The organism is Pseudenhygromyxa sp. WMMC2535 (assembly GCF_011083025.2).
The window spans coordinates 8,446,344-8,472,657 of sequence record NZ_JABJWV010000001.1 but is presented as its reverse complement, the minus strand read 5'-3'; the positions used below and the strand labels follow the sequence as shown (position 1 = coordinate 8,472,657).

The window sequence follows — 26,314 nt, the reverse complement described above, 5'->3', positions numbered from 1 at the left end:
GGGCCCCGCTGGCTCGGTCGATTTTCATTTTGGGGTCACTGCTCCGCGGCGCGCTCGAAGCCGCCGGCGAGCTCCTCATCGAAGATCTCGCCGAAGATCGACTCAGGCAGCGCTCCCCGGGCCAGGCGGCCGTTGATGAAGAAGGTCGGCGTCCCGCTGACCCCATGCTCGGCGCAGAGCTTCTTGCCGTCCTCGATCGCGGCCTGGGTCGCGTCGCGCTGGAGGTCGGCCAAGAAGCGGCTCTCGTCGAGGCCGAGGTCCCTGGCGAGGGCCAGCAGGGCCTCGTCGCCGCGGGCCTTGGGGTTGGCGAAGAGCGCGTCGTACATCGGCCAAAACGCGCCCTGGTTGCCCGCTGCGACGGCGGCCTGGTGAGCCTGAAGCGCAGTTTCGTGCATGGGCAGGGGATAGTGGGCGAAGTAGAGCGAGAGCTCGTCCGCGTAGGCGGCGTCCTCGAATAGCGCGGCCATGGTCGCGGCGCCCCGAGCCGAGTAGGGGCAGTCGAAGTCCATGCAGGCCACGACGGTCAGGGCGCCGCCGGGCTTGCCGATGACGGGGAGACCGGCGAGCTCGAGCTCGCGGCGCTCGTGGTCGGCGACTGGCGGGACCTCGACTTCGGTCTCCCAGCCGCGGCGCATGGTCTCGTAGAGCTGGTCACGCGGGACGCCCTGGTCCTTGGCGAAGCGCGCGGCGATGGCGAGCTCCTCGTCGATCAGCGCCTCGAAGGCGTTCACGAGCAGCGCGCCCGAGAGCGGCCGTCCGTTGATGAAGAAGCTCGGGGTCCCGCGGGCGCCGAAGTGCTCGGCGAGCGCCTGATCCTCGGCGACCAGCGCCTCGAGCTCGGGGTCGGCCATGTCCTTGGCGAGCTGGTGCCCGTCGAGGCCGAGGCGCTCACCGAGGGCCACGAGGTCGGTCTGGGCGAGGCCGGGGTCGGCGGCCGCGGCGAAGAGCGCGTCGTGCATGTCCCAAAAGCGACCCTGACGATCGGCCGCCGCCGCGGCCAGGGCGGCGGCTTTGGCCTGGGGGTGCATGTCCAGGGGGTTGTGACGCAACACGATGCGCAGGTCGTCACCATAGTGCTCGCGCAGCTCGGCGAGGGTGGGCAGGACCCGGCGGCAAAAGGGGCACTGAAAGTCGGTGAAGGTGACGATGGTGACGAGGGCGTCCGCGGGTCCGAGGGTGGGGCGGCCGTCGACGGGGAGGGCGTAGTGAGCCTTTGGGTCCTGCCGCACGGGCTTGTTCTTGCTCTTGCTCGGGGCTGGGGCCTCGCGCTGCGTCGTCGCGTCGGTCATGAGGATCGAGTAGACCTCGTCTCGCCTGGCGCCGGCGGCCAGCAGCCCCTCGATCTGCTCGATCTCGTCACGGACGATGGCGTCGAGCATCTCGAACGACTGGGCGCCGCGGTGCGGGACGCCGTTGACGAAGAAGTTGGGCGTCGAGTTCACGCCCAGCTGCTTGCCGAGGGCGAGGTCGGCCGCGACGCGCTCGCCCGCCTGGTCCTTGGCGGCTTCGAATCCGCGAAGATCGGCGACGCCGGCCTTCGACGCGGCCGCGCGCAGATCGGCGTCGTCGAAGGCGCCCTGGTTGCGCGTCAGCGCGAGGTGCAAGGGCCAGCCCTGACCTTGCTCCTGCGCAGCCAAGACCGCGCGGGCAGCTGGCTCGGCGCTGCGGTGCATCGCCAGCGGGAAGTGCTTGATGACCACGCGCAGATCCTCGGGGTGGGCCGCGAGCAGCTGCTCGAAGGTCTCGCTGAGCCGGGCGCAGTAGGGGCACTGGTAGTCGAGGAAGACCACGATGGTGACCAGCGCGCCCTGCTCGGCGCCGCGCTGGAGGTCGGTCTCGGCGTAGGGCACGAGGTAGCGCTCACCCTCGATGTTCGTTCGGGCCCAGGCTGCGAGGGCCTGGGCTCGCGCGGCCTCCTGAGCGCTGATGTCTCGGCGCAGGGGCTCGGCGTCCGTCGACGCTTCCTTGCCGGCGCAGCCGGGCGCGAGCAAGCTGGCCGTCAACAGGATCGCCGCGGCGGCGCCTCGCGTGCTCGCTGGCCTGTGCATGGGCGGAGGATAATATCTCAGCGGGGCAGCGGCCCGAGATGCCAAGCACGGACATCCGGCGCGTGGGGGACGGCCACCGGGGGGACAATGAAGACAGCCTGCGGGCGAGGGATCCGAGCGGGCTAGGGCCCTCCGCGAACAATGGTGCAATTTTGTAACGCCGCTCAGATGGCTCTGCGAGGCCCTGCGGCCTGATCCGAGCCTGGGCCCGGCCTACGCGAGCGCACGCCGCAGACCCTGCGCACGGCTTGTGCTTCGATTGCGGAGCGTCAACAATCGTGCTCGTGCGCGCTCGTCATGTCCTGGTCGCCTCGCTCTCCCTCGGCGTCGTCGCTTGTGGTCCGCCCGGAGATGGTGCGCAAGCTTGCGGCTCGCTGGAGCCGCGCAACGACGACGAGGTGGCGCTGTGCAACGAGCTCGACCAAGCTGTCATCGCTCGCATTGCGATGCCCGAGGGCAAGCCGCCGGCGGCGGGCTGGCCGGGGGTGGTGGTGCTCCACGGCTCCACGGGCCTGTTCGACGAGAACAAGGACGGCAGCTGCACGCAGCGGACCAACGAGCAGTTCGAGCACTGGGAGAACATGCTCACCGAGGCCGGCTACGCGGTGATCATGCCGGCGAGCTTCTACTCGCGGGGCTTTTGCGACTCCACCCACAGCGTCACGGTCCCGCGGGAGTACGACGACCGCGAGCGCCTCGTCACCCGCACCTTCGACGCCTCGGCCGCGGCCGATTGGCTGTGCGACGACCAGCGCGTCGACTGCTCGCGGCTGGCCGCGGTCGGGTTCTCGAACGGCGCCTCGACCACGCTGATGTTGATGCAGGGGGACATGAGCGTGACCGGGGACGAGCGCCTCCGCGAGCTCGCGCCCATGTCCATGGTCGGCGCCGCGGCCTACTACCCCGGCTGCGGCCTCGAGGACCTGGTGACCAACGACCTCTTCTCGGGGGTCAGCGATCGCTACTACTACCCCCAGGCCCCGGTGTTCGTGCCCCACGGCAGCCGCGACAAGCTGCTCGACGACTGCGAGGGGATCCGTGACCCGCAGGTCGACGCCATGGCCGAGGCCCGCGGCGTCAACACCGACATGTTCGAGCTCGAGGTCTACGACGGGGCCAAGCACGGCTTCGACAACGCCGACCTCGGCGAGGATCGCCAGGCCGACATCGACGCCAGGGACGCGGCACGCGAGGCCGTGTTCTCTCGCCTCGAGCAATGGTTCGACTGAGAGTCTCGCCGCTCGCATGCACGAAAAGCACCCCTTCTCGAGAAGGGGTGCTTTTGTATTGTGATTGAAGTGTTGCGATTTGCGTCTGTGTGACTGCGCCTGTGTGACGCGTGCCTATGTTTCGTATTGTTTCTGAACGGTCCTTGCGGAGGTGGTGTGGCAACCTAGGAGCATCTTTCCTGGATGTGAGGGGATCCTCAAGTTCTCCGGCTCGGAGGACTGAAGGTATTTCCTGTAAACGAGACTATCTGCACGTTAGGCTGTTTCCACCGTGTTACTAAAACCCAAGCTCCTCGTTGGACTCTGCGTTGGGGGAATCCTGTTCGCGCTGCCTGGCAGCGCGCAGGCCCGGCCTTCGGGGCCGGCGCTCTTTTGTGAGACCTACCCCTCGAGCCCTGATTGCGTCGGTCGCTTTGCGACCTGCGACACTTGCCATACTTCGACCGATCCCGTGGCCTGGAACAGCTACGGGGTCGCGCTACTTGGTGCCCTCGACGGCCGTGACTTCGACACCTACCTCTCGGAGGCCCTGACCACGGTCGAGGGCGAGGACACCGACGGCGACGGCGAGGTCAACCTCGACGAGATCCTGATCGGGACCGCGCCGGGCAACGCCGAGTCGCTGTGGGAGCCGCTGCCCGAGCTCTCGGGCGAGCCCAACCCCTGGTACGACCTCGGCGAGTACGACACGGTCCTGGCCTACCGCCGGATGATGGTCCTCTACTGCGGCTACTCGCCGGACTACGAGACGCTGACGAGCTTCCGGGCCCTCGACGAGGCAGCGCAATACACGGAGCTGCACGAGCAGCTGGCGCTGTGTCTGGACGCCGACTACTGGCGGGGCCTCGGCCTGCGCGAGCTCGCGGACAAGCGCATCAAGCCGATCTACTCGGTGGGCGCCGAGACCGAGGTCTACTTCAGCGAGTTTCGCCTGGTGCTCGCCGACTACGACTGGGACTACCGGTTGTGGCGCTACATCCTGTCCGACGACCGCGACATGCGGGAGCTGCTCACGGCGCAGTATCACGTCGAAGAGGACGGCAGCGGCGGGCTGATCCGCATCGAGGGCGAGATCGCCAACCCCAACATCGACAACGGCCTCGCGGGCGGCCAGCCCCTCGAGCCCGAGCATCGGGCGGGGATGCTGACCACGCAGTGGTTCCTGGTTAGCAACACCATGTTCAGCGGCGTGCCGCGGACGACCGCGGCCCAGGCCTACCGCGCCTACCTGGGCATGGACATCTCGAAGAGCGAAGGCATCTTGCCGGTCGAGGGCGAGCCGCTCGACATCGACGACAAGGGCGTGGCCGCGCCGGCCTGCGCCCAATGTCACGCGACCTTGGATCCCCTGTCCTACGCCTTCTCGTACTACTACGGCATCGAGCTACCCGTGAAGAACGGGCTCTACGACGAGGACAGGCCGAGTGATTTGCTCGACACCTGGGACCCCGAGGTTCAGCAAAGCTCGCTGCTCGGTCAGGAGATCGCCAGCGTCGTCGAGTGGGGCCAGGTCGCCTCGGAGTCGCTCTACTTCAGGCGGGCGATGACCAACATGCTGTTCGAGCACGCGCTCGGACGCGAGGCGCTGCCCGGGGAGTTCGAGGAGCTCGGCGAGCTCATCGACTCCATGATCGCGGACGGCTACTCGGCCAACCGCATGATCCACCGCATCGTCGATACCGACGCCTTTGGAGTGCCATGATGGAGCGCAGCAAGCTACGAATGATGATCGCCGGCTTGGCCGTGGTCGCCACGTTGACGGCGACAGCGACGATGACGGGCTGTGGCACTGGCGACGACACCAGTGGTGACGACGAGAGCGACGCTCCCCAGGTCGCCGCCTCGACGCGCAATCACCTGGTCTGGAAGCGCTACCACGCCGTCGAGCAGGACCTGTCCCGGGCCCTCGAGTTGTCCACGGACGAGCTGTGCACCGAGCTCGGCGAGTACAACTGCGTGCAGGAGGTTCACCTCGCTGGCCTCGGGGGAAACAACCCCTTCGTCCAGGCGCTCTACGAGCCGCTGAGCGATCCTCTTGTCACGACCTCGCTGGCCCTCGATCGCATCGCGATGTCGGCTTGCAAAGCTCGGGTCGAGCGCGATCGCAGCGCGCCCGTGGTGTTCACCAAGCTCGACCTCGAGGGCGACGCCCCCGCGGCCGACAGCGAGGCCTTCACCGAGAGCGTCGACGCGCTCTACCGCCGGCTGCTCAGCCGCGACCCGGTCGCGGCCGAGTACGAGGTCCTCGCCCAGCTGCTCGTCGACGACGCGGGCGAGGCCGTCAGCGCGGCGAGCTTCGCCCACGAGGCCTGCTTCGTCGTCGCCACCACCACCGAGTTCTTGTTCCTCTAGGAGACCACGATGCACGACTACGCCAAGCTCACCCGTCGTCGCCTGCTCACCGGACTCGGCGGCGCCCTCGCTGCCGCCGGCGTCACGGCGGCTCGCCTGCCGCGCGGCCACGCCGAGGAGGCGTCCAGCGATCCCGCCGATCGCCGGCTGCTCTTCGTCGTCTGCGCCGCCGGTGGCGGCAGCATCATCGACAGCTTCATGCCCGTGGCGACCACCGAGGTCCCCGAGGACGTCGACGCGTCGATCCTCAACGTCTACTCGGAGTCGCAGCTGTTCACGCCCGAGGGCAGCAACATCCGCTGCGTTCGGCCGCTCGACGACACGCTCTTCTTGACTCCGGGTTACTCGATCCAGCAGTTCCTCACGGACCACTACACCGACATGACGGTGGTGGGCCACGAGGTGACCTCGGTCAACCACAACGTGGCTCAGAAGCGGGCGATGACCGGGGCGGGGATCAACCGCGGCCGGACCATCGCCGAGGCGGTGGCCGAACGCTACGGCCTCGACCTCCCCCTGGCCAACTGCAACATGGGCAACGGCGGCTACGTCGAGCCCGGTGACGACGCCACGCTGCTGGCGCGAGCGCGCGCCGAGATCATCTCGGATCCGCGAACTTACGCTGTGGCCACTCACGGCAGCCGTGGCGTGGCTGGCGGCCTGAGCCTCGAGCAGGTCACCCGGGCGCGCTCGGTTCGCGAGCAGCTCGAGGGGGTCTCGCCCTTCGGGATCACCTACCGCGACGCGCCGCGGCGCAGCCAGTACCTCTATAACCGGACCGAGATCGCGCCGCAGCTCGAGTCCATGGACGCGATCACCAAGCTGATGCTGCTCGATCCCAGCGGGCTCTCGGGGGACTTCGACCTCGAGGCCTCGCCGATGCTCGACGCCCTGCGCCAGGTCTTCCCGCTGCTCGACGGGGACAACTGGCACCAGCAGGGCGCGCTCGCGTTCTTGCTCAGCTACTACGGCATGTCCTGCGCCAACACCTTGGCGCTGAGCTTCAACCCGAGCTTCGACGGCGACGAGATCACCGGCGCGCCGCTGGCCTTCGACTTCTCGCACACGGCCCACCGCCCGGCGCAGAACGTGATGTGGGGCCGCGTGCTCCAGATCGTCTCGGGCCTGGTCAAGCTGCTCAAGGCCTTCGACTACATGGGGGATCCGGCGCTGGGCAAGATGTGGGATCGCAGCTTGATCTACGTGGCCACGGAGTTCGGCCGCGACAAGCTGCGGCCCTCGGGGGGGTCGAGCACCTACGGCACCGGTCACCACCTCAACAACGGCACGGTGCTGCTCTCGCCGATGCTCCAGGGCAACCGGGTGTTCGGCGGGGTCGACCCCTCGACGCTGCTCACCTACGGCTTCGACACGGGCACCGGCGAGCCGCTGCCGGGCACCGTGCTGCGCGAGGGCGAGATCTACAGCGCCATCGCCCAGGCGCTGGGCATCGACTTCACCGGGCGCCGGGACATGTCGGCGCTGATGATCTGAGCGGAGTCGGTCCAAAAAACAAAGGCGCGCTCTCGAGAGCGCGCCTTTGTTTTTTCGGGCGACGTCGGCCGAGCAGAGTCGACCGAGAAGAGTCGACCGAGAAGAGTCAGCCGAGCACGGGCAGGGCGACGCGCCCCGAGCTCTGGTTGTTGCTCGCGCTGGCGTTGGCGGCGGGGGCCAGCTCGGGGCGGGGATCCCCGCACACCTGGGTCTCGAGGCCGAGCTCCTCGATCATGCGCAGGTCGTCCTCGACGCCGCGGTTGGGCGTGGTCAGGAAGTCGCCGACCATCATGCCCGAGGCGCCGGCCGAGAACATCATCGGCAGGGCCTGGCCGAGGTGGGTGCGCCCGGCGGCGATGAAGATGTTCTGACGGGGGAGGGCGAGGCGGTAGCAGGCGATGATCCGCAGCATCTCCATGGGCGCGAGCGGCTCGAAGTGGCGCGCGGACAAGGCGGTGCCCTCGATCGAGATCAGGAAGTTGAGCGGGACCTCGTCGACGTCGAGCTCGCGCAGGGTCATGGCCAGCTCGGCGCGGTGCTCGGGGGCCTCGCCCATGCCGAAGATGCCCCCGCAGCAGGTCCGCAGGCCCATCTGCTTGGCCATGCGCACGGTCTCGACGCGGGCGTCGTAGCTGTGCGAGCTGACGATCTCGGGGAAGTAGCTGCGCCCGGTCTCGAGGTTGTGGTTGAGCTCGGTCAGCCCGGCGTCGACCAGCGCGCGCAGGCCGTCTTCGTCGACGAAGCCGAGGCTGGCGTGGGCCTCGGTGTGGCCGGCCTCGCGCACGGCCTTGACCCCGGCGAGCACGTGCTCGAGGGCCTTGTCACCCTCGTTCATGCCGCGGGTCGCGGTGACCAGGCCGAGGGCCGTGGCGCGCTGGCTCTCGGCCTTGCGGCTCGCGGCCACGATCTCGTCGGGGCGGAGAAATTTCTCGGCCTTGATGCTGGTCTCGAAGTGCTTGCTCTGCGAACAGAACCCGCAGTCCTCGGGGCAGCCGCCCTGCTTGGCGTTGACGATCGAGCACAGGTGGACCTTGTCCCCGAAGCGATCGCGGCGGACTCGGTCGGCGGCGGCCATCAGGTCCCAGACGGAGCCCTCGCCGGCGAGGTAGCGGGTCAGCGTGGCCTCGCCGAGGGCGTCGAGCTCTCCGGCGATGATGCGGTCGGCGATGGTCGAAGGATGGGGCAGCGTGTCGGGGACGCCGGGGGTCATGACCGCGAGGTATAGCAGGGCGAGGACGCGGGTACACGGCCGGCCGACTGGGGGGCGCCGCGAGGCCGTGTTTGGGTACCTGTCTGGGCACCCGATCGGGCGGGGCGGGGGCGAGCTTGCGCAGGGTGCTTCACACTAGGCCCGCCCACGTGCCAGTGTTAACGTTGCCCCGCTCCGCGAGCGAGTTCAGCGAGTTCAGCGAGTTCAGCCATGGACAACCCCGAGACCTCAGCGCCCTTGCCCGAGACCTTGAGCTCGGCGAGCAAGGACGAGACCTTGGCCGCCTTCCGCGAGATGCTGCGGATCCGCCGCTTCGAGGAGACCGCGGCCCGCGCCTACACCCGCGGCAAGATCAGCGGCTTCCTGCACCTCTACATCGGCCAGGAGGCCATCGCCATCGGCACCAACCTGGCGATGAAGCCGGGCGATCGCATCGTGTCGACCTACCGCGACCACGGCTTCGCGCTGGCTCAGGGCTGCGACCCCAACGCGTGCATGGCCGAGCTCTTCGGCAAGCGCGACGGCCTGGTCGGCGGCGTCGGCGGCTCGATGCACTTCTTCGATCGTGAGAAGGGCCTGTGGGGCGGCTACGCCATCGTCGGCAACCACATCCCGGTCGCCGCCGGTCACGCCTTCGCGTCGAAATACCTCGGTGACGGCCAGGTGACGATCTGCTTCTTGGGCGACGGCGCCGTCGGCATCGGGCCGACCCACGAGGGCATGACCCTGGCCGGGCTGTGGGGCCTGCCGGTGGTCTTCGTGGTCGAGAACAACCGCTACTCCATGGGCACGCCGCTGAAGCGCACGCTCCCGGTCGAGGACATCACCTCGCGCGCGCCCGGCTACGGCATGGCCGGCGATCGCTTCGAGGTCAGCGATCCCTTCCAGGTCCGCGCGCGCCTCGGCGAGGCCATCGATCGCGCCCGCAGCGAGTCCAAGCCGACGCTGGTCGAGATCCTGACCTACCGCTTCCGCGGCCACAGCATGTCGGATCCGGCCAAGTACCGCGGCAAGTCCGAGGTCGAGGCCTTCCGCGCTAGCGATCCCATGGAGCTCACGCGCCGGGCGCTGATCGAGGTCCACGCCATGAGCGAGGACGAGCTCGAGGCCCTCGACGACGAGATCATCGAGGAGATGGACGCCGCGGCGAGCTTCGCCGACGAGTCGCCACAGCCCGATCCCGAGCACCGCTTCCGCAACATCATCATCGAGCACGAGGGGCAGGCCTGACCATGGCGATCATGCAGATCCGCGAGGCGATCCGCGAGGCGATGCGCGAGGAGATGACGCGCGACGACCGAGTGTTCTTGATGGGCGAAGAGGTCGGCCACTACGACGGGGCCTACAAGTGCTCCCAGGGCCTGCTGAAGGAGTTCGGCGAGCAGCGCGTCGTGGACACGCCGATCACCGAGACCGGCTTCGCCGGCGTGGGCATCGGCGCCGCGATGGTCGGGCTGCGGCCGATCATCGAGTTCATGACCTTCAACTTCTCGGCCGTCGCCTTCGACCAGATCCTCAACAACGCGGCCAAGATCCACCACATGACCGGCGGCCAGTTCAGCTGCCCGATTGTGTTTCGTGGGCCCAACGCCGCGGCGCACATGCTGGGCTCGACGCACAGCCAGGCCTTCGACGGGATCTACGCGCACATCCCCGGTCTCGAGGTCGTGTCGGTCGCCACGCCCTACGACGCCAAGGGCCTGCTCAAGACGGCGATCCGCTCGCCGAACCCGGTGATCTTCTTCGAGTCCGAGCTGATGTACGCGGTCAAGGGCGAGGTCCCCGAGGAGGAGTACCTGATCCCCATCGGCCAGGCCGACATCAAGCGCGCCGGCGAGCAGGTCACGCTGATCTGCTGGGGACAGTCGGTGCCCACGGCCCTCGAGGCCGCGAAGATAGCCGCCGAGACCAGCCAGCTGGACGTCGAGGTCATCGACCTACGGACCCTGCGGCCGCTCGACACCGCGGCCATCCTGACCAGCGTCAAGAAGACCAACCGAGCCGTGGTCGCCTATCACGGCTGGCCCTACGGCGGCGTGGGAGGCGAGATCGTCGACCTGATCCAGCGCGAGGCCTTCGACTGGCTCGACGCCCCGGTCGCGCGCGTCTGCTATGACGACGTGCCGATGGCCTACGCCGAGAACCTCGAGCATCTGAGCATGCCCACGCCCGAGTCGATTCACGAGGCCCTGCGGGCCGTCGCATACCGCAACTGAGAGCGAGCCGAAGCATCATGGCTACCGTCGTCGAGCTGCCCCGTCTGAGCGACACCATGGAGGAAGGCGTCGTCGCCAAGTGGCGCGTCGCCGTGGGTGACAAGGTCAAGCGTGGCCAGGTCATCGCCGAGATCGAGACCGACAAGGCGACCATGGAGTTCGAGTCCTTCGACTCGGGCACCGTGCTCGTGCTCGTCGCAGAGGAGGGCGAGACCCTGCCCCTGGGCGCGGCGATCGCCGTGCTCGGCAAGCCGGGCGAGGACCCCAGCGAGGCCCTCGCGGCCGCGGGCGCCTCGGCCGGGCAGGCCGGCGCCAGCGAGGCGAAGGCCGAGTCCGCCGCGCCCGAGCCCGAGTCGAAGCCCGCGCAGGCCGAGGCGCCCGCGACCGAGGCGAAGGCCGAGGCGCCCGCGCCCCGCGACGAGCCCGTGTCCATCGATCCCGACGAGCGCCGGATCCCCGCCTCGCCCGTGGCCCGTCGCCTCGCGCGGGAGCACGACCTCGAGCTCTCGGCCATCGAGGGCAGCGGACCGCACGGGCGCGTGATCAAGGCCGACGTCGAGAAGGCGGCGGCCAGCGGCACGGCCAAGAAGGCCGCCGGCGGCGCGACCGCGGGCAGCTACAGCGGCGAGGTCGACGGCTGGGGCCGGCCCTACGTGTCCCGGCCCGACGAGTCGATGCGTCTGAGCCAGATGCGCAAGACCATCGCCAAGCGCATGACGGCGGCCAAGCAGGACGCGCCGCACTACTACCTGACCGTCGACGTCGACATGGGCGAGGCGGCGACCTTCCGCGCGAGCTACAACCGCGCGATCGAGGCGCACGGGCGCAAGATCTCGTTCAACGACCTGATCGTCAAAGCCACGGCTCGGGCGCTGCGTGCCTTCCCGGCGGTCAACGTGAGCTGGAACGGCGGCCAGCCGGTGCGCCGCGGAGACGTCCACGTGGGCGTGGCCGTGGCCGTGGACGATGGCCTGGTCGTGCCGGTGATCCGCTTCGCCGATCAAAAGAGCCTCGAGGCCATCTCGGCCGAGAGCCGCGAGTTCGCCAAGCGGGCCCGGGACAAGCAGCTGCGCCCCGAGGAGATGAGCGGCGGCACCTTCAGCGTCAGCAACCTCGGGATGTTTGGCATCGAGTCGTTCTCGGCGGTCATCAACCCCGGTGAGCCGGGCATCCTCGCGGTCGGGGCGATCGAGGCGCGGCCGGTGGTCGTCGATGGCGAACTGGTGATCCGCCAGCGCATGAAGATGACGATCTCCGCGGATCACCGGGTCACCGACGGGGCCGTGGCCGCGCGCTGGTTGGGCCTGGTCAAGCGCTACCTCGAGAACCCGCTCGAGATGCTGACCGACCCCGGCTGATCCAAAGGTCGAGAGGGTTTCCCCGCGCATTGGCGAGCGGGGCAGGGCAGGCCGGCGGAGCTGTAAGCGACGCCGGCCGCTGCGTTGACACCTCGACCGCGACAGCAGGGACGTGAGCGTGGTGAAATCCAACAGCTACGCGCGCGGACAAGCCATGCTAAGACAAGGTGCATAGAGGCTGTGATGAACCGCAACGCCAAGATCTCGCTCGCTTCGCTCGCTTTTGGACTCTCCGCCGTGATCGGGCTGCCGGCCACCGCCAACGCGGCCGAGGGCCCCGAGGCGGACCCGGCGACCAGCGCTCCGGTCATCGTCGTCACGCCCGCACCCGCACCCGCAACATCGCCCGGCATGGCGCTGATGCCCGCGCCCGCACCGGCGGCCGCGCCGCCGCCTCCCGCCTATCAGCCGGCTGTCCCCGGGACCAACGCGCCCTCGCCAATGCTCGTCGATCCGCGCATCGCCGCCCTCAAGCACCAGCGCGCCGCCGGCCTGGGCATGACCATCTCCGGGTTCACGATGTTCGGGACCAGCTACCTGCTCTCGGCGCTGGTCGGCTCGATCTCCCTGGACTATGCCGCCGACGTCGGCGGCAGCGGCACCTACGGCCGGCGCATGCTGGTCCCCGTGGTCGGCCCCTTCATGGCGATCCCGCGCACGGGCTCGGCCACCGGCGGCCTGTTCACTGGTCTGCTCGGCGTGGTCCAGGTTGGCGGCCTGGTACTGGGTACCTCTGGCGCGATTAAGCTCGGCCGCGCGAACCGGCAACTGGCGCTCTCGGCCGACGCCGGCGGCATTCAGCTGAAGTTCTAGAGCGGCGACCGGTTTGAATTCGGACCGCCAGGCACATCTTGGCGGCCCCGTTGTCGTTGTCGCTCGGCGCTCGCAGTGGGTCCACCACAGCTTCGGCCTCGCTCCTCGCCACGGAGCCGCCCAGACGCACCTGAGGGCGCGCCTTCAAACCGATCGCCGCTCTAGGAGCCCGTGGTGAAACCCAACACGACACCTGGCTTGGTCTTTTCGCCGAAGGCTTTGTCGCCAAAACTTGCAGTACGCCCGGTACAGCGGCGTTTTGGCTTCGCGCCCTCGACAAAAATCCCGGCGCCAGGAGCCGCGCTGGGTTTCACCACGGACTCCTAGTGGCCGGGTAGCTGGGAGGTTGGTCGCAACCCGGCGCTTCAGCTGGCTCCAGATCGCGGAAGAAGCGGTCTAGGATGGGGACATGCTTCGTGTTGCCATTCGCCTGACACCCATCGCGCTGCTGCTGCTCCCGACGGCTTGCTTCAAAGCCGACGACAGCGCGGACGACCTCGCCGAGACGGCAGAGGATGACTCGAGCTCGACGACCGCGACCGACGAGAGCACGTCGGAGACCGACTCGGGGGCCGACGACCCATGCGAGCCCGGGACGCTCGGCTGCGCCTGCGGGAGCGACGAGAGCTGCGAGGCGGGGCTGAGCTGCGTCGCTGGCGTGTGCGAGGAGCCGGCCTGCGGCAACGGGGTGATCGACGACGACGAGGAGTGCGACGACGGCAACGACGTCGACGACGACGCGTGCAGCAACACCTGCGTGGCGCCCGTGTGTGGCGACGGCATCGTCCAGAGCGACGAGGAGTGCGACGACGGCAACGCCAACGACACGGACGCGTGCACGAGCGCGTGCAAGGCCGCGGCCTGCGGCGACGGCATCTTGCAGATCGGCGAGGGCTGCGACGACGGGAACGACGACAACTCCGACGACTGCGGCAACGACTGCTCGCCGGCGTCCTGTGGAGACGGCGTGGTCAACGGCACCGACGAGTGCGACGACGGGAACAACGTCAACACCGACGCGTGCAGCAACAGCTGCAAGCTCCCGGTCTGCGGCGACGGCATCGTCCAAGACGGCGAGGCCTGCGACGACGGCAACGACTTCGCCAAAGATCTCTGCACCAATTCCTGCGAGGCGCGACAGTGCGCAGGCTGGCTGCACGACCCCGGCAATGGCTACCATGGCTGCTGGTACACCTCCGGGGCGGTCAACACGAGCTGTGACCAGGTTTGCCTGACACACGGAGGCTTTGACGCCGAGTCGAGCAAGCACTCCGGTAACCAGGTCGGCCAGCACTTTTGGCCAGCAAAGGGTGACGCCGCCAACTGGGTGACGATCGAATGTTCCTCCACCGACAACAACCTCAACTGGGGCGCCAACGGCACCGAGCCGCTCAGCAGTTGGAAGCATATCGCCTGTTACGTGAACTGCGCGTGCAATCTGTGACTCAGTGCCCGCGCGGCCCACGGGCCGGTGTGCCCTCGGGCCGCGTGGGTTTTTGTTGATTTGGGCGTGGAGGGGCGACTGCTAGCCCGCTGGGCGGTTTTGCGCCTCGGGTGCGCAAAACGCACGGGGGCGGATGGTTGGGTGAGGTTGGTTGCGTGGAACATCATGAAGACAGATGACGATTAGATTTTTTCTAATTTGATACAAGAAATAGAGTTCTTGTTTCTGCCTTCATGGAACGGGATGCTGTCAGTGCATGAAGCCTTTCCCACCAGCAATGAGCGCCAAAGACGAGCTGGCCAGCGCGCAAAAGCTCGTCACCCTGCGCCGCGAGGCGTGGCGTTGTCTTCTCGACTACCCCCCCTTTGCTGGGGCGATCGTCGAGTGGCTACGCGTAACCGACGAAGAGCTCCCCGAAGCCGAGTTCGTGGCCCTGGAGGCGGCTGCCGTCGCCCTGAGGGGGCGCAGCCGCGGCAAGGTGAGGTCGGACTATGACGCGGCTGCGGTCGCCGTGGCCGAGGCCATGAGCCGCCACCGCCACGAGTCGGACCTCCTGCGCGGCCTGGTCGAGTCGATCGAGGCGATCGCGGCCTCCGAGGAGGAGGCGGAGTCCTCGCTCTGCGTCCGTCGCCCGCCCAAGGACAGCCGGGTCTTCGAGGGCTACCTGCGAGCTCTGCGCAGGTCCGTCTCGGAGCTGAGCCGGGCGCGTCAGCGCTTCGTGGCCAACAACCTGCGCCTGGTGGTGAGCATCGCCAAGCGCTACCGCCACCCTTTCTTGACCCACGCCGACCTCATCCAGGAGGGCACCTTGGGGCTGCTGCGGGCCGTGGACGGCTACGACCCGACCCGCGGGACCCGCTTCTCGACCTACGCGGCGTGGTGGATCAAGCACGGCATCACCCGGGCGGTGGCCAACACCGGGCTGACGATCCGCGTGCCCGCCAACGTGCTCGGCCTGCGCTCGCAGCTGAGCCGACTCGAGACGGCCTTCGTGGCCGAGCACGGGCGCACGCCCTCGGATCGCGAGCTCGCGCAGGCCGCAGAGGCGCCGGTCAGGACCGTCCGCAACGCCCGTCGCTCCGTGCTCGCGCGCGGTGAGCTCCCGGCCGAAGGCGCCAACTTGCCCGACGAGACCTCCGTCGACGTCGAGGCCCTGCTCGACAAGCCCGTGGTCGAGCGCGAGATGCTCGACCTGGTCGACGAGCTGCCCGGCATCGAGGGCGCGGTGATCCGCAAGCGCTTCGCCCTCGACGGGGATCCGCCGATGACCTTGGCCGAGATCGGCGAGCTGCACTGCCTCTCGCGCGAGCGCATCCGGCAGATCGAGAAGAAGGCCCTGGTCCGCATGCGCGGGCAGATGCAGGAGATGATCTAAAACGGCCAGACCAGGGGCGTGACGAGGGTCGTCGTCAGCCACAGCACGAGGTTCATGGGCACGCCGATGCGCGCGAAGTCGCCGAAGCGGTAGCCCCCGGCGCCATAGACCATGAGGTTGGTCTGGTAGCCCAGCGGCGTGGCGAAGCTCGCCGACGCTGCGACCATCAGCGCGATCACGAAGGGCGTGGGGCTGACCCCGAGGGTCTCGGCGGTCGCCAGCGCGATGGGGAAAACGATCACCGCGGCGGCGTTGTTCGTGACCAGCTCGGAGAGCGTGGTCGTCACCAGGTAGATGATCGCCAGCGCGAGCCAGGGGTTGGTTCCGGCCTGGGCGAGCAGGGCCCCTGCGATGGCCGCGGCGGCGCCCGAGTCCTCGAGCCCGCGGCCGAGGGCGAAGGAGGCGGCGATCGCCAGGAGCAGCGGCCAGTCGACGCTGCGCAGCGCCCTCTCCTCGGTGCAGCAGCGGGTCACGAGCATCATCCCGGCGGCGAGCAGGGCGGCCTCGAGCATCGAGAGCAGGCCGATGGCGGCGACGCTGACCATGAGCCCGAGGATCGCCAGGGCCGCGGGGGCGCGCTCGTGGACCGGGGGCGGCGGGGCGTCGAGCTCGCTGACCAGGTAGAAGTCCGTGGAGTTGCGGTGGTTGCTGACGAAGGCCGGGGTCGCCTCGAGCAAGAGCGCGTCCCCGGGTCGCAGCCTGATGTCGCCGATGCGCCCGCGCACCCGCGCGCCGTTGCGGTTGACCGCGAGCACGACGGCGCCAAAGCGATCGCGGAACCGGCCCTCGCGGATGCTCTGCCCGACCAGCGGGGAGGTCCGCGACACGACCGCCTCGACGAAGCTGCGCTCGACTCGGTGACCGTCGAGCTCGAACACCTGGCGGGTCGCGGGCTCGAGCCCGGGGATCCGCTGGAGGTCGACGACCGACTCGACCACGCCGACGAACACGAGCTGGTCGCCGGCCTCGAGCAGCTCGTGGGGGCCGACGGTGGGGATCAGGTGGTCGCCGCGATAGATCTCGGACAAGAACAGCCCCGGCAAGCTGCGCAGCCCGGCGTCTTCGACGGTCTTGCCAGCGAGCAGCCCGCCGGGCGCGATCTGCATCTCGACGGTGTACTCGCGGGGGTCGAGCTGGGCCGGGCTCTTGGTCGCGCGATCGGGGAGCAGGTGTCGGCCGAACACGAGCATGAAGAGCACGCCGACCACGGCGCAGGGCAAGCCGACGCGGGCGGGGTCGAAGAACGACAGGGGCGGATGGCCGGCGTCGGTGAGCAGGCCGTTGATGACCAAGTTGGTGCTCGTGCCGATCAGCGTGCACAGGCCGCCGAGGATCGCCGCGTAGCTCAGGGGGATCAGCAGCTTGGAGGCGGCGAAGCCGGTCGTGCGGCTCCAGTCCTTGACCACCGGGGTCAGCATGGCGACGACCGGGGTGTTGTTCAAAAACCCGCTGCCGGCGGCGACGGGGATGACCAGCCGGGCCTGGGCCCGCGACAAGGTCGGCGGGCGACCGAGGAAGCGGTGGACCAGGTAGGCGAGCACGCCGGTCTGGTCGAGGCCGGCGGCGACGACGAAGAGCACCCCGACGGTGATCATCCCCTGGTTGGCGAAGCCCGCGAGCGCCGTGGCTGGGTCGAGGATGCCCAGCGCCAGCATCACCGTCATGCCGCCCAGGAGCACGAGGTAGGGGGCGACGCGGGTGAAGGCCAACAAGCCAAACACGACCGAGACGATCGCGATGGAGAGCCAGGCCGCGACGCTCATGCTGTGCTCCACGTGGCCATTGGCTCGCGCTTGTAGCCCCTCGCCGGGCCCGAGGCCAGCGTGTCGAAGGCGAGGCTCGGCGGTCTTCGCGAGACCACGCCGGCGTGCTCTGCCCGCGCGCGGCTCGGTGTGCGGGCCGCTTTGCTGGAGCATGCGCGAGGCCGTGCGCGGCGCGAGCTGTCCGCGTTCGCGCTGCTCGCTCGCCTCGTTTTCGCGCTCAATCAGTCTAGGCGAATGGCGACCTTGCCCTGGACGTGTCCGTCCAGCACATAGCGCATGGCCGCGGGCAGCTCGGCGAGCGGGTAGCTGCGGTCGATCACGACGCGCAACTGCCCGGCGTCGATCATCCGCGCGAGCTCGCGGAGGTCCGCGCCCTTCTTGGCCTCGTCGATGTCGAGGGTCGTGAAGCGCAGGCCGCCGCGCGAGCGCAGGCCGCCGAAGAGCAGGGCCTCGAAGAGCTGGCGGTTGCCGCCGCCGCACATCACGTAGACGCCCCCGGGCGCGAGGCTGCGCGCGTAGGCCGAGAGCGGGAGGTTGCCGTTGATCGCGATGATCCGATCCCAGACCTCGCCGCGGCGGGTCACGTCTTGCTCGCGGTAGTCGATGACCTCGTCGGCGCCGAGGCTGCGCACGAGCGCGAGGGAGGCGGCGCCACAGGTCGCGGTGACCCGCGCGCCGTAGGCCTTGGCGAGCTGGACCGCGAAGGTCCCCACGCCGCCCCCGGCCCCCTGAATCAGCACGCGCTGGCCGTCGCGCACGCCCGCGAAGTCGCGCACCCCCTGGAGCGCGGTCACCCCCGCGAGGGCGAGGGCGCCGGCCTGCTCGAAGTCGATCGAGGCGGGCATGGGGGCGACCCGGCGCGGCGAGACGCAGGTGTACTCGGCCCAGCCGCCCCAGTGATCGTCGTAGGTGTTCCCGAACACGCGATCGCCCACGGCGTACTCGCTCACCGCTTCGCCGACGGCGTCGACCTCGCCTGCGATGTCGAAGCCCAGGACCTTGCGCTTGGGGGTGAGCAGGCCGTTGTGGAGGCGGGCCAGGAAGGGGGTCGCGGTCAAGATCCGGTAGTCGGCGGCGTTGATCGACGAGCCATGGACCCGCACGCGTATCTCGGTCGACGAAGGCTCGGGCAGCGGGCGCTCGGTGAGCTCGAGGACCTCTGGGCCGCCGTAGCGGTTGTAGATGACTGCACGCATGATGGGGATATAGTTTAGCTCTCACCTGTTTCGTAGTTGACGCGAGGGTTCGGGAAATAGCGTGACATTTTCCGAGGGGTCGGCCGGAAAAAACATGGTCAATTGGAAAGGTTTCGATGTGCGGTGGTGAGGTGGTGAGCGTTTCCTCGTGTGCATATTGATCCGCCGTGGGGGAGGCCGCTGAGCCAGCAGGGACTCATGCGGCAAGTCTCCCGCATGTCATCGAGGGAATCTCACACTAGGCACAAAGACGCTGGCACTCGGGACGACGCGTACACAATATTCCTCGTCGACGACGATCCCGTCACGGCCCAGTCGCGCGCTGACTCGCTGTGTCACGAAGGTTTTTGCGTCCAGGTGTCCACGAGCGTCGAGCTGTTGCTCTCCTCGCTGGTGGGCCGCGAGCGCGGCTGCGTCGTGCTCGCTACGGCCTTGCCCTGGGCGCAGCGACGCGCGCTCCAAGAGTCGCTGCGCGAGCGCGAGCGGGCCCTGCCGCTGGTGATCCTGACGGCCGACCAGCACGTGCTCGATGCCGCCGCGATCCTCTCGCGTGGCCTGGCGGCGCTGATCTCCGCGGCGAGCTCGAGCGCGGACCTGCGCGAGGCGATCGAGCACTCGCGCCTCGAGCTCGATCGTCGGCTCGCCCGCGCCCGCGCCCGCGCGCGCTGGGCATCGCTGACGACGCGCGAGCGCGAGGTCTGTCAGCTGCTCGCGCGGGGGATGATCGACAAGCAAGTCGCCGCGGAGCTCGGGACCACGCGCAGCACCGTGCAGCTCCAGCGCGCGCGGGCCTTCGCCAAGATGGGCGTGTCCTCGGCCGTCGAGATGAGTCGCGCGATACCTGTGGATGGTGACGGCCCGAAACGATAGCGAGGTGGTACTCGGGAGAAGCGGGTGGGCACTCGGTCATAATGTTGCATCGTTGTCAATCGGCATATTGCTGAATGTCCAAACCCCGCGGTCGGGTGCTACCAGCCTCCTGCAGGTCGCCATGGATCCCTTCGTCCTCCCAGAATTCTATGTGCCACATCCCGCGCGGCTGAACCCTCACCTGGAGCAGGCCCGGACGCACTCCAAGGCGTGGGCCTACGAGGTCGGGATCCTCGGTGAGACCGAGCAGGCCACGGGCTCGCCGATCTGGGACGAGCCCACCTTCGACGCCCACGACTACGCGCTGCTGTGCGCTTACACCCACCCGGACGCCTCGGCCGAGGAGCTCGATCTCGTGACCGATTGGTACGTGTGGGTGTTCTTCTTCGACGATCACTTCCTCGAGGTCTACAAGCGCACCCGCGACTTCGAGGGCGCCGAGGCCTACCTCGCGCGCTTGCCCGCCTTCATGCCCCTGAGCGGGAGCAGGGGGGACGTGGGGGAGCGCGCGCCGGAGCCGACCAACGCCGTCGAGCGCGGGCTTGTCGATCTCTGGGCGCGGACCGTGCCGAGCATGTCGCTGGCGTGGCGCAAGCGCTTCGTGGACAGCACGACGGCGCTGCTCGACGAGTCGCTGTGGGAGCTGGCCAACATCCGTCAGGACCGGATCGCCAACCCGATCGAGTACATCGCGATGCGCCGCAAGGTCGGCGGGGCGCCGTGGTCGGCCAACCTCGTCGAGCACGCGGTCGCGGCCGAGGTCCCCGATGAGGTCGCCGCCAGCCGCCCGCTGATCGTGCTCCGCGACACCTTCTCCGACGCGGTCCACCTGCGCAACGACCTGTTCTCCTACCAGCGCGAGGTCCAAGACGAGGGCGAGAACGCCAACTGCGTGCTGGTCTTCGAGCGCTTCTTGGGCGTGGACACGCAGCGCGCGGCCGAGCTGACCAACGATCTGCTGACCTCGCGTCTGCAGCAGTTCGAGAACACCGCGCTGGTCGAACTGCCGCTGCTCTTCGAGGAGCGCGAGCTCGACCCCGCGGGCCGCCTGGCCGTGGCCAAGTATGTCGCGGGCCTGCAAGACTGGCAGTCCGGCGGCCACGCCTGGCACATGCAGTCGAGCCGCTACATGAACGAGGCGGCCGGCAAGGGGGGCGCGGTGCTCGGCGGGCCCACCGGGCTCGGGGTCTCGGCCGCCAACTTGCGGCCCGGTCGCCTGGGCCTGCGGGTGCGCGCGGCCAGCTATCAGAGCGTGCCCTTCGAGCCCGTCGGCCCGGTCGCGCTGCCCGAGTTCTACATGCCCTACACCGCGCGGGTGAACTCGAACCTCGCGCGCTCGCGCCAGCACTGCATCGACTGGGCCCGCGAGATGGGCATGCTCGACGAGCTGCCCGGGCTGCCCGGGGCGGGGATCTGGACCGAGGAGCAGCTCGCAGGCTTCGACTTCGCCAACTGTGCCGCGCGGATCCATCCCGACGCCTCGGGCCCCGAGCTCGACGTCTCGTCGGCGTGGCTGACCTGGGGCACCTACGGCGACGACTACTTCCCGTGGGTGTTTGGCCTGAGCCGCGACCTGACCAGCGCCAAGCTGCAAAACGAGCGGCTCTCGACCTTCATGCCCCTCGACTGCGGCCCGACTCCGCCGGCGCTCAACCCCCTCGAGCGCGGCCTGGCCGAGCTGTGGCAGCGGACCGCCCGGCCCATGGATCTCTTCGCGCGCAAGTGGTTCCGCGCCGGCGTCGAGGCGATGACCGAGAGCTGGCTGTGGGAGCTGCTCGCGGGCATCCAGCGGCGGATCCCCGATCCCATCGACTACATGGAGATGCGCCGCAAGACCTTCGGCTCCGATCTGACCATGAACCTGGCGCGGGTGACCAAGGGCCGGCGGATCCCCTTGGCGGTGTTTCGGACCCGCTCGATGCGCGAGCTCGAGGACTCGGCGGCGGACTACGCCTGCCTGACCAACGACGTGTTCTCCTATCAAAAGGAGATCGAGTTCGAGTCCGAGCTGTGCAACGGGGTGCTGGTCGCCCGGCGCTTCCTGGCCACGGACTCGGCCCAGGCGGTGCTCGTGGTCCGCGATCTGATGACCGCGCGCCTCGAGCAGTTCGAGCACATCATCGCCACGGAGCTGCCGGTCTTGCCCGAGCTCTTCGGCCTCGACGAGGGCGCGCGCGAGGACCTGGCGGCCTACGTGGAGGGTCTGCAGGACTGGGTCGCGGGGATCCTCGACTGGCACCGCGACACCGAGCGCTACGTGGAGTCGGCGCTGCGCGGCGATCCCAAGCGCGCCTTCGTGTTCAATGGACCTTCTGGGCTCGGGACCTCGGCCGTCCGGTTTTGGACGCGCCGCGGACCCGGGCTCGATGCAACTCGACCCCCAACCAAGGACGAGCGGTCGCTCTAGCCAGCGACCGCGATGTGGAGACCGATAGAGATGACAGACGCAGACAAGTCGGCCCTCGAGGCCGCCCAACAACAGATGAGCCTCGCGACCGCGGCGGCGCGCAACCTGGCGACGACGACCAAGTCCCCGCCGCAGATGCAGGGCATCACCTCGCGGTGGCTGCTCAAGCTGCTGCCCTGGGTGGAGGTCTCGGGCGGTGTCTACCGCGTCAACCGCCGGCTGTCCTACGCCGTGGGTGACGGCCGCGTGACCTTCACCAACGTCGGGGCCAAGGTCCAGGTGATCCCCCAGGAGCTCGCCGAGCTGCCGATGCTGCGCGGCTTCGACGACGTCGAGACGCTCGCGGCCCTGGCCGCGCGCTTCGTGCAAAAGGACCTCGCGGCCGGCGTGGTGATCGTCGAGGCGGGCAAGCCCGCCGACTCGATCTGCCTGATCGCCCACGGCAAGGTCGAGCGCATCGGCGAGGGCAAGTACGGGGATCAGAGCGTGCTCGACGTGCTCGCCGACGGCGATCACTTCAGCTACGAGGCGATCCTCGAGGACAACGACCTGTGGGAGTTCACCGCGCGCACGGTCACGCCCTGCACGGTGCTGACCCTCGAGCAGCGCGTGTTCGAGGAGCTCGTCGCGCAGAGCGAGGCGCTCCAGCGCCACCTCGAGCGCTTCAAGGCCCGAGCGAGCAAGCCGCGGGACAAGGACGGCGAGGCCGAGATCCAGCTCTCGGCCGGTCACCACGGCGAGCAGCAGCTGCCGGGGACCTTCGTGGACTACGAGCTCGCGCCGCGGGAGTACGAGCTCAGCGTCGCGCAGACCGTGCTGCGCATCCACACCCGGGTGGCGGATCTCTACAACCAGCCGATGAACCAGACCGAGGAGCAGCTGCGCCTGACGATCGAGGCGCTGCGCGAGCGCCAGGAGCACGAGCTGATCAACAGCCGCGAGATCGGCCTGCTGCACAACGCCGACTTCAGCCAGCGGATCCACACCCGCAGCGGGCCGCCGACCCCCGACGACTTCGACGAGCTGCTCGCGCTGGTCTGGAAGGACCCGGGCTTCTTCCTGGCCCACCCGCGGACGATCGCGGCCTTCGGCCAGGAGTGTAACCGGCGCGGGATCTACCCCGAGGGCGTGGACGTCGGCGGGCACGAGGTCCCGGCGTGGCGCGGGATCCCGATCTTCCCGTGCAGCAAGATCCCGATCAGCGAGCAGCGCACGAGCTCGGTCCTGCTGATGCGCACGGGCGCGGACAAGCAGGGCGTGGTCGGGCTGCACCAGACCGGGATCCCCGACGAGTATCAGCCGAGCCTCTCGGTCCGCTTCATGGGCATCAACGACAAGGCGATCCTCTCGTACCTCGTCAGCGTCTACTACTCGGCCGCCGTGCTCGTCCCCGACGCGCTCGCGGTGCTCGAGAACGCCGAGATCGGTCGCCACAGCTAGCAGTAGCCCGAGGCACAAGCATGACGAACTCGACCATCATTCAATCGGGCGACGGCGAGTCGTCGCGCACGAGCCTCAGCACAGCCGCCGCGCGCAAGCTGTCCAAGACCACCAAGACGCGACCGCAGATGGAGGGGATCACTCCCCGCTGGCTGCTCCGCGTCCTCCCCTGGGAGGAGGTCTCGGCCGGGAGCTTCCGCGTCAACCAGCGGCTGACCTACGCCGTCGGCGACGGCGTGGTGAGCTTCACCAGCGTGGGCGAGCGCCTGCGCGTGGTGCCCCGCGAGCTCGGTGAGCTCGCGCTGCTGCGAGGCTTCGAGGACGAGGCGGTCCTCGAGGCCCTCGCGGGCCTGTTCGAGCAGCGCTCGCTGAAGGCGGGCGAGCGGCTCGTCGAGGCGGGCGCGCCGGCGGACGCGATCCACCTGCTCGCCGAGGGCAAGCTCGAGAAATTTCGCGCGGGCAAGTACGGCGAGCCGACCTCGGTGGGGGTGCTCGGCGAGGGCGACCACCTCGCGCCGGGGCTGGGCGCGCTGCTCGGCGGCGGCGAGGCGGGCGGCGATCGCTGGGGCTTCGACGCCCAGGCGCTCACCCGCGGCGTGGTGCTGAGCATCGATCGCGGGGTGCTCGAGCGCTTCATCGTCGAGCACGCGTCGCTGCGCGAGCATGTCGAGGCCCGGCGCGCGCGCCCGCGGGCGCAGGTCGATCGCTACGGCCAGGCGGCGGTCGAGCTCTCGGCCGGGCACCGCGGCGAGGCGGCGCTGCCCGGGACCTTCGTGGACTACGCGCGGGCCCCCCGGGAGTACGAGCTGAGCGTGGCCCAGACGATCCTCCGCGTGCACACCCGGGTGATGGATCTCTACAGCGAGCCGATGGATCAGCTCGGCGAGCAGCTACGCCTGGTCGCCGAGGCGCTGCGCGAGGCCCAAGAGCACGCGCTGATCAACGACCCCGAGTTTGGGCTGCTGGCCAAGGTCCACCCCAAGCAGCGCCTGCAGACGCGCCTGGGCCCGCCCACGCCCGACGACCTCGACGAGCTGCTGAGCCGCCGCCGCAAGCCGCGGGCGCTGCTGGCTCACCCGCGGGCGATCGCTGCTTTTGGTCGGCAGTGCACGCTGCGCAAGGTTCAGCCGCAGATCGAGGCGCTCGACGGCGCCGCGGTCCAGGCCTGGCGAGGGGTCCCGCTCTTACCTTGTGACAAGCTCCCGATCGACGCGCACGGACGCAGCTCGATCATCGTGATGCGCACCGGGCTGGCGGACCAGGGAGTGATCGGCCTGCACCAGACGGGGATCCCCGACGAGCTCGAGCCCGGCCTCAACGCCCGCTTCATGGGCATCGACGAGCGGGCGATCGCGTCGTACCTGGTCAGCGCCTACTACTCGGTCGCGGTCTTGGTCCCCGACGCCCTCGGCGTGCTCGAGGGCGTCGAGCTCGGCCGCTGAGACGAGGCGCCGAGGGGGAAGCGCTGAGGAGGGGTGATGGGCGCGAGCGCGGACGTCTTCATCAACAACGCGATCGCGCTGGGGGTGACCCTGGCGCTGACCTTCGTGCTCGGCTTCGTGGGCACGCGCGCATGCTCGCGCGTGCTCGTCCCGCTGCTGCGGCGCTTCGACGAGCGCGAGGGCGTGGCCGAGCAGCGCGGGGCCTGGGCCTCCCGGGTGGTCGTGCTGATCAGCCTGCTGGTGGGCCTGAGCCTGGTCATCGCGGCCGGGCTGCTAAGCTGGTACGAGCTCGACGCCTCGCAGATCTTGGTGCATTGGATCCAAGACGGGCTGCTCAGCGATCCCGTGGCGGCGGCTTGGGTCGCGGGCAAGCTGGCGCTGGCGCTGGCGACGGTGCTGGTGCTCAACCGCGTGCTGCGTCGGGCGATCCCCGCGGCGGTGGACAGCCTCGCGGGACTCGAGCTGCTCAGCGGGCGCCGCGAAGCGCTCGACACCTTTCTCGAGCGCACGCAGCTGTTGGTCCGCCTCGGTCTCGGCCTCGGCGCGGTCGTGGCGGTGGTTCATATCGTCAGCGAGTCCACCTTTGTCCGCGATCCGGTCGTCGCCGTGGCCTACGTGGTGATCGGGGGCGCGCTCGCCCGGGCGGTGGTCGTCGCCGCCCACCTGATCGTCGAGGTGCTCTTCGAGCTCTCGGGCTCGCTCGAGGAGCGCCAGACCCCGCTGCGCTTCGTCAGCCGCCTCAGCCAGCTGACCAACGTGACCAAGCGGGTGGTCGAGTACTTCGTCTACGTGGGCTGCGCGACGGTCGTGATCGGCGAGGTCACCCCCGGGACCGCGCTCGCGGAGCTGGGCTCGTCGGTGATCCGGGTGATCGGGATCCTCTACGTCGCCCGGGTGATCATCGAGATCTGTAGCGTCGCGGTCAACGAGTGGCTCGCGGCCTCGCCGGACGCCAGCGAGGCCGAGCAGCAGCAGCGCCAGACCCTCGCGCCGATCACCACCAGCTTGATCCGCTACGCGATCTACATCATGGCGATCTCCATGGCGCTGGGCGAGCTCGGCCTCGACGCCTCGCCGATCCTCGCCGCGGCCGGGCTGATGGGCATCGCCGTGGGCCTGGGCGCTCAGACCATCGTGGGTGATCTGGTCTCGGGCTTCTTCATCCTCTTCGAGGGCATGTTCTTGGTCGGCCACCGCGTGCGCGTGGGCGAGGTGCTCGGCGTGGTCGAGGATATCGGCGTGCGCGTGACCAAGATCCGCGACGAGTACGGGGTCTTGCACGCGATCCCCAACGGCGAGATTCGCGAGGTGGCGAGCCACTCGCAGCGCTACGTCAACGCGGTCGTCGAGGTCGGCGTGCCCTACGAAGAGGACCTCCCGCGGGTGCTGGGGGTGCTCGCGGCTCACCTCGAGGCGACCCGCGAGCGCTACCCCGACATCATCGGCGACAGCGAGCTGCGCATCGAGGCGCTGCGCGAGACCTGCGTGTGGCTGGAGATCCAGACGCCGGTTCGGCCGGGGCAAGACGAGGACATGAGCGAGGCGCTGCGCCTCGAGGTGGTCACGGCCCTCGGCGCCGCCGGCGTCTCGCCCCCGCGGGCGCGCCATGTGGTCGCGCTCGAGAAGAGCGCGGGCTGAGCGCCATTTCTTGTCGCGG

20 protein-coding genes are annotated in these 26,314 nt (G+C 69.2%); 15 read left to right on the top strand and 5 right to left on the bottom strand.

All coding sequences use genetic code 11. The features are described from left to right. Positions 1 to 35: 35 nt before the first annotated feature. Positions 36 to 2,048: a thioredoxin domain-containing protein gene (locus G6O69_RS32735; protein WP_172307397.1), complete on the bottom strand. Its 2,013-nt coding sequence runs from the start codon at positions 2,046 to 2,048 to the stop codon at positions 36 to 38. A gap of 284 nt (positions 2,049 to 2,332) precedes the next feature. Between G6O69_RS32735 and G6O69_RS32730 the strand changes: the two genes are divergently transcribed. The 4 genes from G6O69_RS32730 (at position 2,333) to G6O69_RS32715 (ending at position 7,123) form a co-directional block, all read left to right on the top strand. After that, positions 2,333 to 3,277: a dienelactone hydrolase family protein gene (locus G6O69_RS32730; RefSeq protein ID WP_172307396.1), complete on the top strand. Its 945-nt coding sequence runs from the start codon at positions 2,333 to 2,335 to the stop codon at positions 3,275 to 3,277. 271 nt (positions 3,278 to 3,548) lie between these two features. After that, the gene (locus tag G6O69_RS42505) at positions 3,549 to 4,979 is read left to right on the top strand and encodes a DUF1585 domain-containing protein (RefSeq protein ID WP_172307395.1); all 1,431 of its coding nucleotides are present in this window, start codon (positions 3,549 to 3,551) and stop codon (positions 4,977 to 4,979) included. Continuing rightward, complete coding sequence (locus tag G6O69_RS32720) at positions 4,979 to 5,629, top strand: hypothetical protein (RefSeq protein ID WP_217909958.1); 651 nt, start codon at positions 4,979 to 4,981, stop codon at positions 5,627 to 5,629. The genes G6O69_RS42505 and G6O69_RS32720 overlap by 1 nt, the downstream gene beginning before the upstream one ends. A 9-nt stretch (positions 5,630 to 5,638) precedes the next feature. Then, a complete protein-coding gene (locus G6O69_RS32715; RefSeq protein ID WP_255215938.1) occupies positions 5,639 to 7,123 on the top strand; it encodes a hypothetical protein in 1,485 nt (494 codons plus the stop codon). A 106-nt stretch (positions 7,124 to 7,229) separates the two neighbouring features. Here G6O69_RS32715 and bioB read toward each other — a convergent pair whose 3' ends face one another. Continuing rightward, a complete protein-coding gene (bioB, locus tag G6O69_RS32710; protein WP_172307393.1) occupies positions 7,230 to 8,333 on the bottom strand; it encodes a biotin synthase BioB in 1,104 nt (367 codons plus the stop codon). A gap of 210 nt (positions 8,334 to 8,543) precedes the next feature. Between bioB and G6O69_RS32705 the strand changes: the two genes are divergently transcribed. The 4 genes from G6O69_RS32705 to G6O69_RS32690 all read left to right on the top strand — a co-directional run bounded on the left by G6O69_RS32705 (position 8,544) and on the right by G6O69_RS32690 (position 12,720). Further along, positions 8,544 to 9,563: a thiamine pyrophosphate-dependent enzyme gene (locus G6O69_RS32705; RefSeq protein WP_172307392.1), complete on the top strand. Its 1,020-nt coding sequence runs from the start codon at positions 8,544 to 8,546 to the stop codon at positions 9,561 to 9,563. A 2-nt stretch (positions 9,564 to 9,565) separates the two neighbouring features. After that, a complete protein-coding gene (locus G6O69_RS32700) occupies positions 9,566 to 10,549 on the top strand; it encodes a pyruvate dehydrogenase complex E1 component subunit beta (RefSeq protein WP_172307391.1) in 984 nt (327 codons plus the stop codon). Between the two features lie 17 nt (positions 10,550 to 10,566). Continuing rightward, complete coding sequence (locus G6O69_RS32695) at positions 10,567 to 11,907, top strand: dihydrolipoamide acetyltransferase family protein (RefSeq protein WP_172307390.1); 1,341 nt, start codon at positions 10,567 to 10,569, stop codon at positions 11,905 to 11,907. A gap of 237 nt (positions 11,908 to 12,144) precedes the next feature. After that, positions 12,145 to 12,720 (top strand): hypothetical protein, encoded by a 576-nt coding sequence (locus G6O69_RS32690; RefSeq protein WP_176397224.1) that lies wholly within the window; start codon positions 12,145 to 12,147, stop codon positions 12,718 to 12,720. A gap of 161 nt (positions 12,721 to 12,881) precedes the next feature. On the opposite strand, the gene G6O69_RS32685 is transcribed toward G6O69_RS32690, so the two are convergent. Next, complete coding sequence (locus tag G6O69_RS32685) at positions 12,882 to 13,034, bottom strand: hypothetical protein (protein ID WP_176396845.1); 153 nt, start codon at positions 13,032 to 13,034, stop codon at positions 12,882 to 12,884. 95 nt (positions 13,035 to 13,129) lie between these two features. On the opposite strand from G6O69_RS32685, the gene G6O69_RS32680 reads away from it, so the two are divergent. After that, on the top strand, positions 13,130 to 14,164 hold the full coding sequence (locus G6O69_RS32680) for a DUF4215 domain-containing protein (RefSeq protein WP_172307388.1): 1,035 nt from the start codon (positions 13,130 to 13,132) through the stop codon (positions 14,162 to 14,164). A 277-nt stretch (positions 14,165 to 14,441) separates the two neighbouring features. Next, on the top strand, positions 14,442 to 15,539 hold the full coding sequence (locus tag G6O69_RS32675) for a sigma-70 family RNA polymerase sigma factor (RefSeq protein ID WP_172307387.1): 1,098 nt from the start codon (positions 14,442 to 14,444) through the stop codon (positions 15,537 to 15,539). Here the strand turns inward: G6O69_RS32675 and G6O69_RS32670 are convergent. Together G6O69_RS32670 and G6O69_RS32665 are read right to left on the bottom strand one after the other, a co-directional pair. Then, positions 15,536 to 17,314 (bottom strand): SLC13 family permease, encoded by a 1,779-nt coding sequence (locus tag G6O69_RS32670; RefSeq protein WP_217909957.1) that lies wholly within the window; start codon positions 17,312 to 17,314, stop codon positions 15,536 to 15,538. The two genes, G6O69_RS32675 and G6O69_RS32670, sit on opposite strands and share 4 nt — an antisense overlap. 209 nt (positions 17,315 to 17,523) lie before the next feature. Then, on the bottom strand, positions 17,524 to 18,498 hold the full coding sequence (locus tag G6O69_RS32665) for an NAD(P)-dependent alcohol dehydrogenase (RefSeq protein WP_172307385.1): 975 nt from the start codon (positions 18,496 to 18,498) through the stop codon (positions 17,524 to 17,526). Positions 18,499 to 18,855: 357 nt separating this feature from the next. Between G6O69_RS32665 and G6O69_RS32660 the strand changes: the two genes are divergently transcribed. The 5 genes from G6O69_RS32660 (at position 18,856) to G6O69_RS32640 (ending at position 26,295) form a co-directional block, all read left to right on the top strand. Then, the gene (locus G6O69_RS32660) at positions 18,856 to 19,368 is read left to right on the top strand and encodes a LuxR C-terminal-related transcriptional regulator (protein WP_172307384.1); all 513 of its coding nucleotides are present in this window, start codon (positions 18,856 to 18,858) and stop codon (positions 19,366 to 19,368) included. 121 nt (positions 19,369 to 19,489) lie between these two features. Further along, complete coding sequence (locus G6O69_RS32655; RefSeq protein WP_255215937.1) at positions 19,490 to 21,775, top strand: germacradienol/geosmin synthase; 2,286 nt, start codon at positions 19,490 to 19,492, stop codon at positions 21,773 to 21,775. 30 nt (positions 21,776 to 21,805) lie between these two features. Further along, entirely contained in the window at positions 21,806 to 23,215 is a 1,410-nt protein-coding gene (locus G6O69_RS32650; protein WP_172307383.1) for a family 2B encapsulin nanocompartment shell protein, read from the top strand. Positions 23,216 to 23,235: 20 nt separating this feature from the next. Next, the gene (locus G6O69_RS32645) at positions 23,236 to 24,657 is read left to right on the top strand and encodes a family 2B encapsulin nanocompartment shell protein (RefSeq protein WP_172307382.1); all 1,422 of its coding nucleotides are present in this window, start codon (positions 23,236 to 23,238) and stop codon (positions 24,655 to 24,657) included. Positions 24,658 to 24,693: 36 nt separating this feature from the next. Then, entirely contained in the window at positions 24,694 to 26,295 is a 1,602-nt protein-coding gene (locus G6O69_RS32640; RefSeq protein ID WP_172307381.1) for a mechanosensitive ion channel domain-containing protein, read from the top strand. The last annotated feature ends 19 nt before the right edge of the window (positions 26,296 to 26,314 follow it).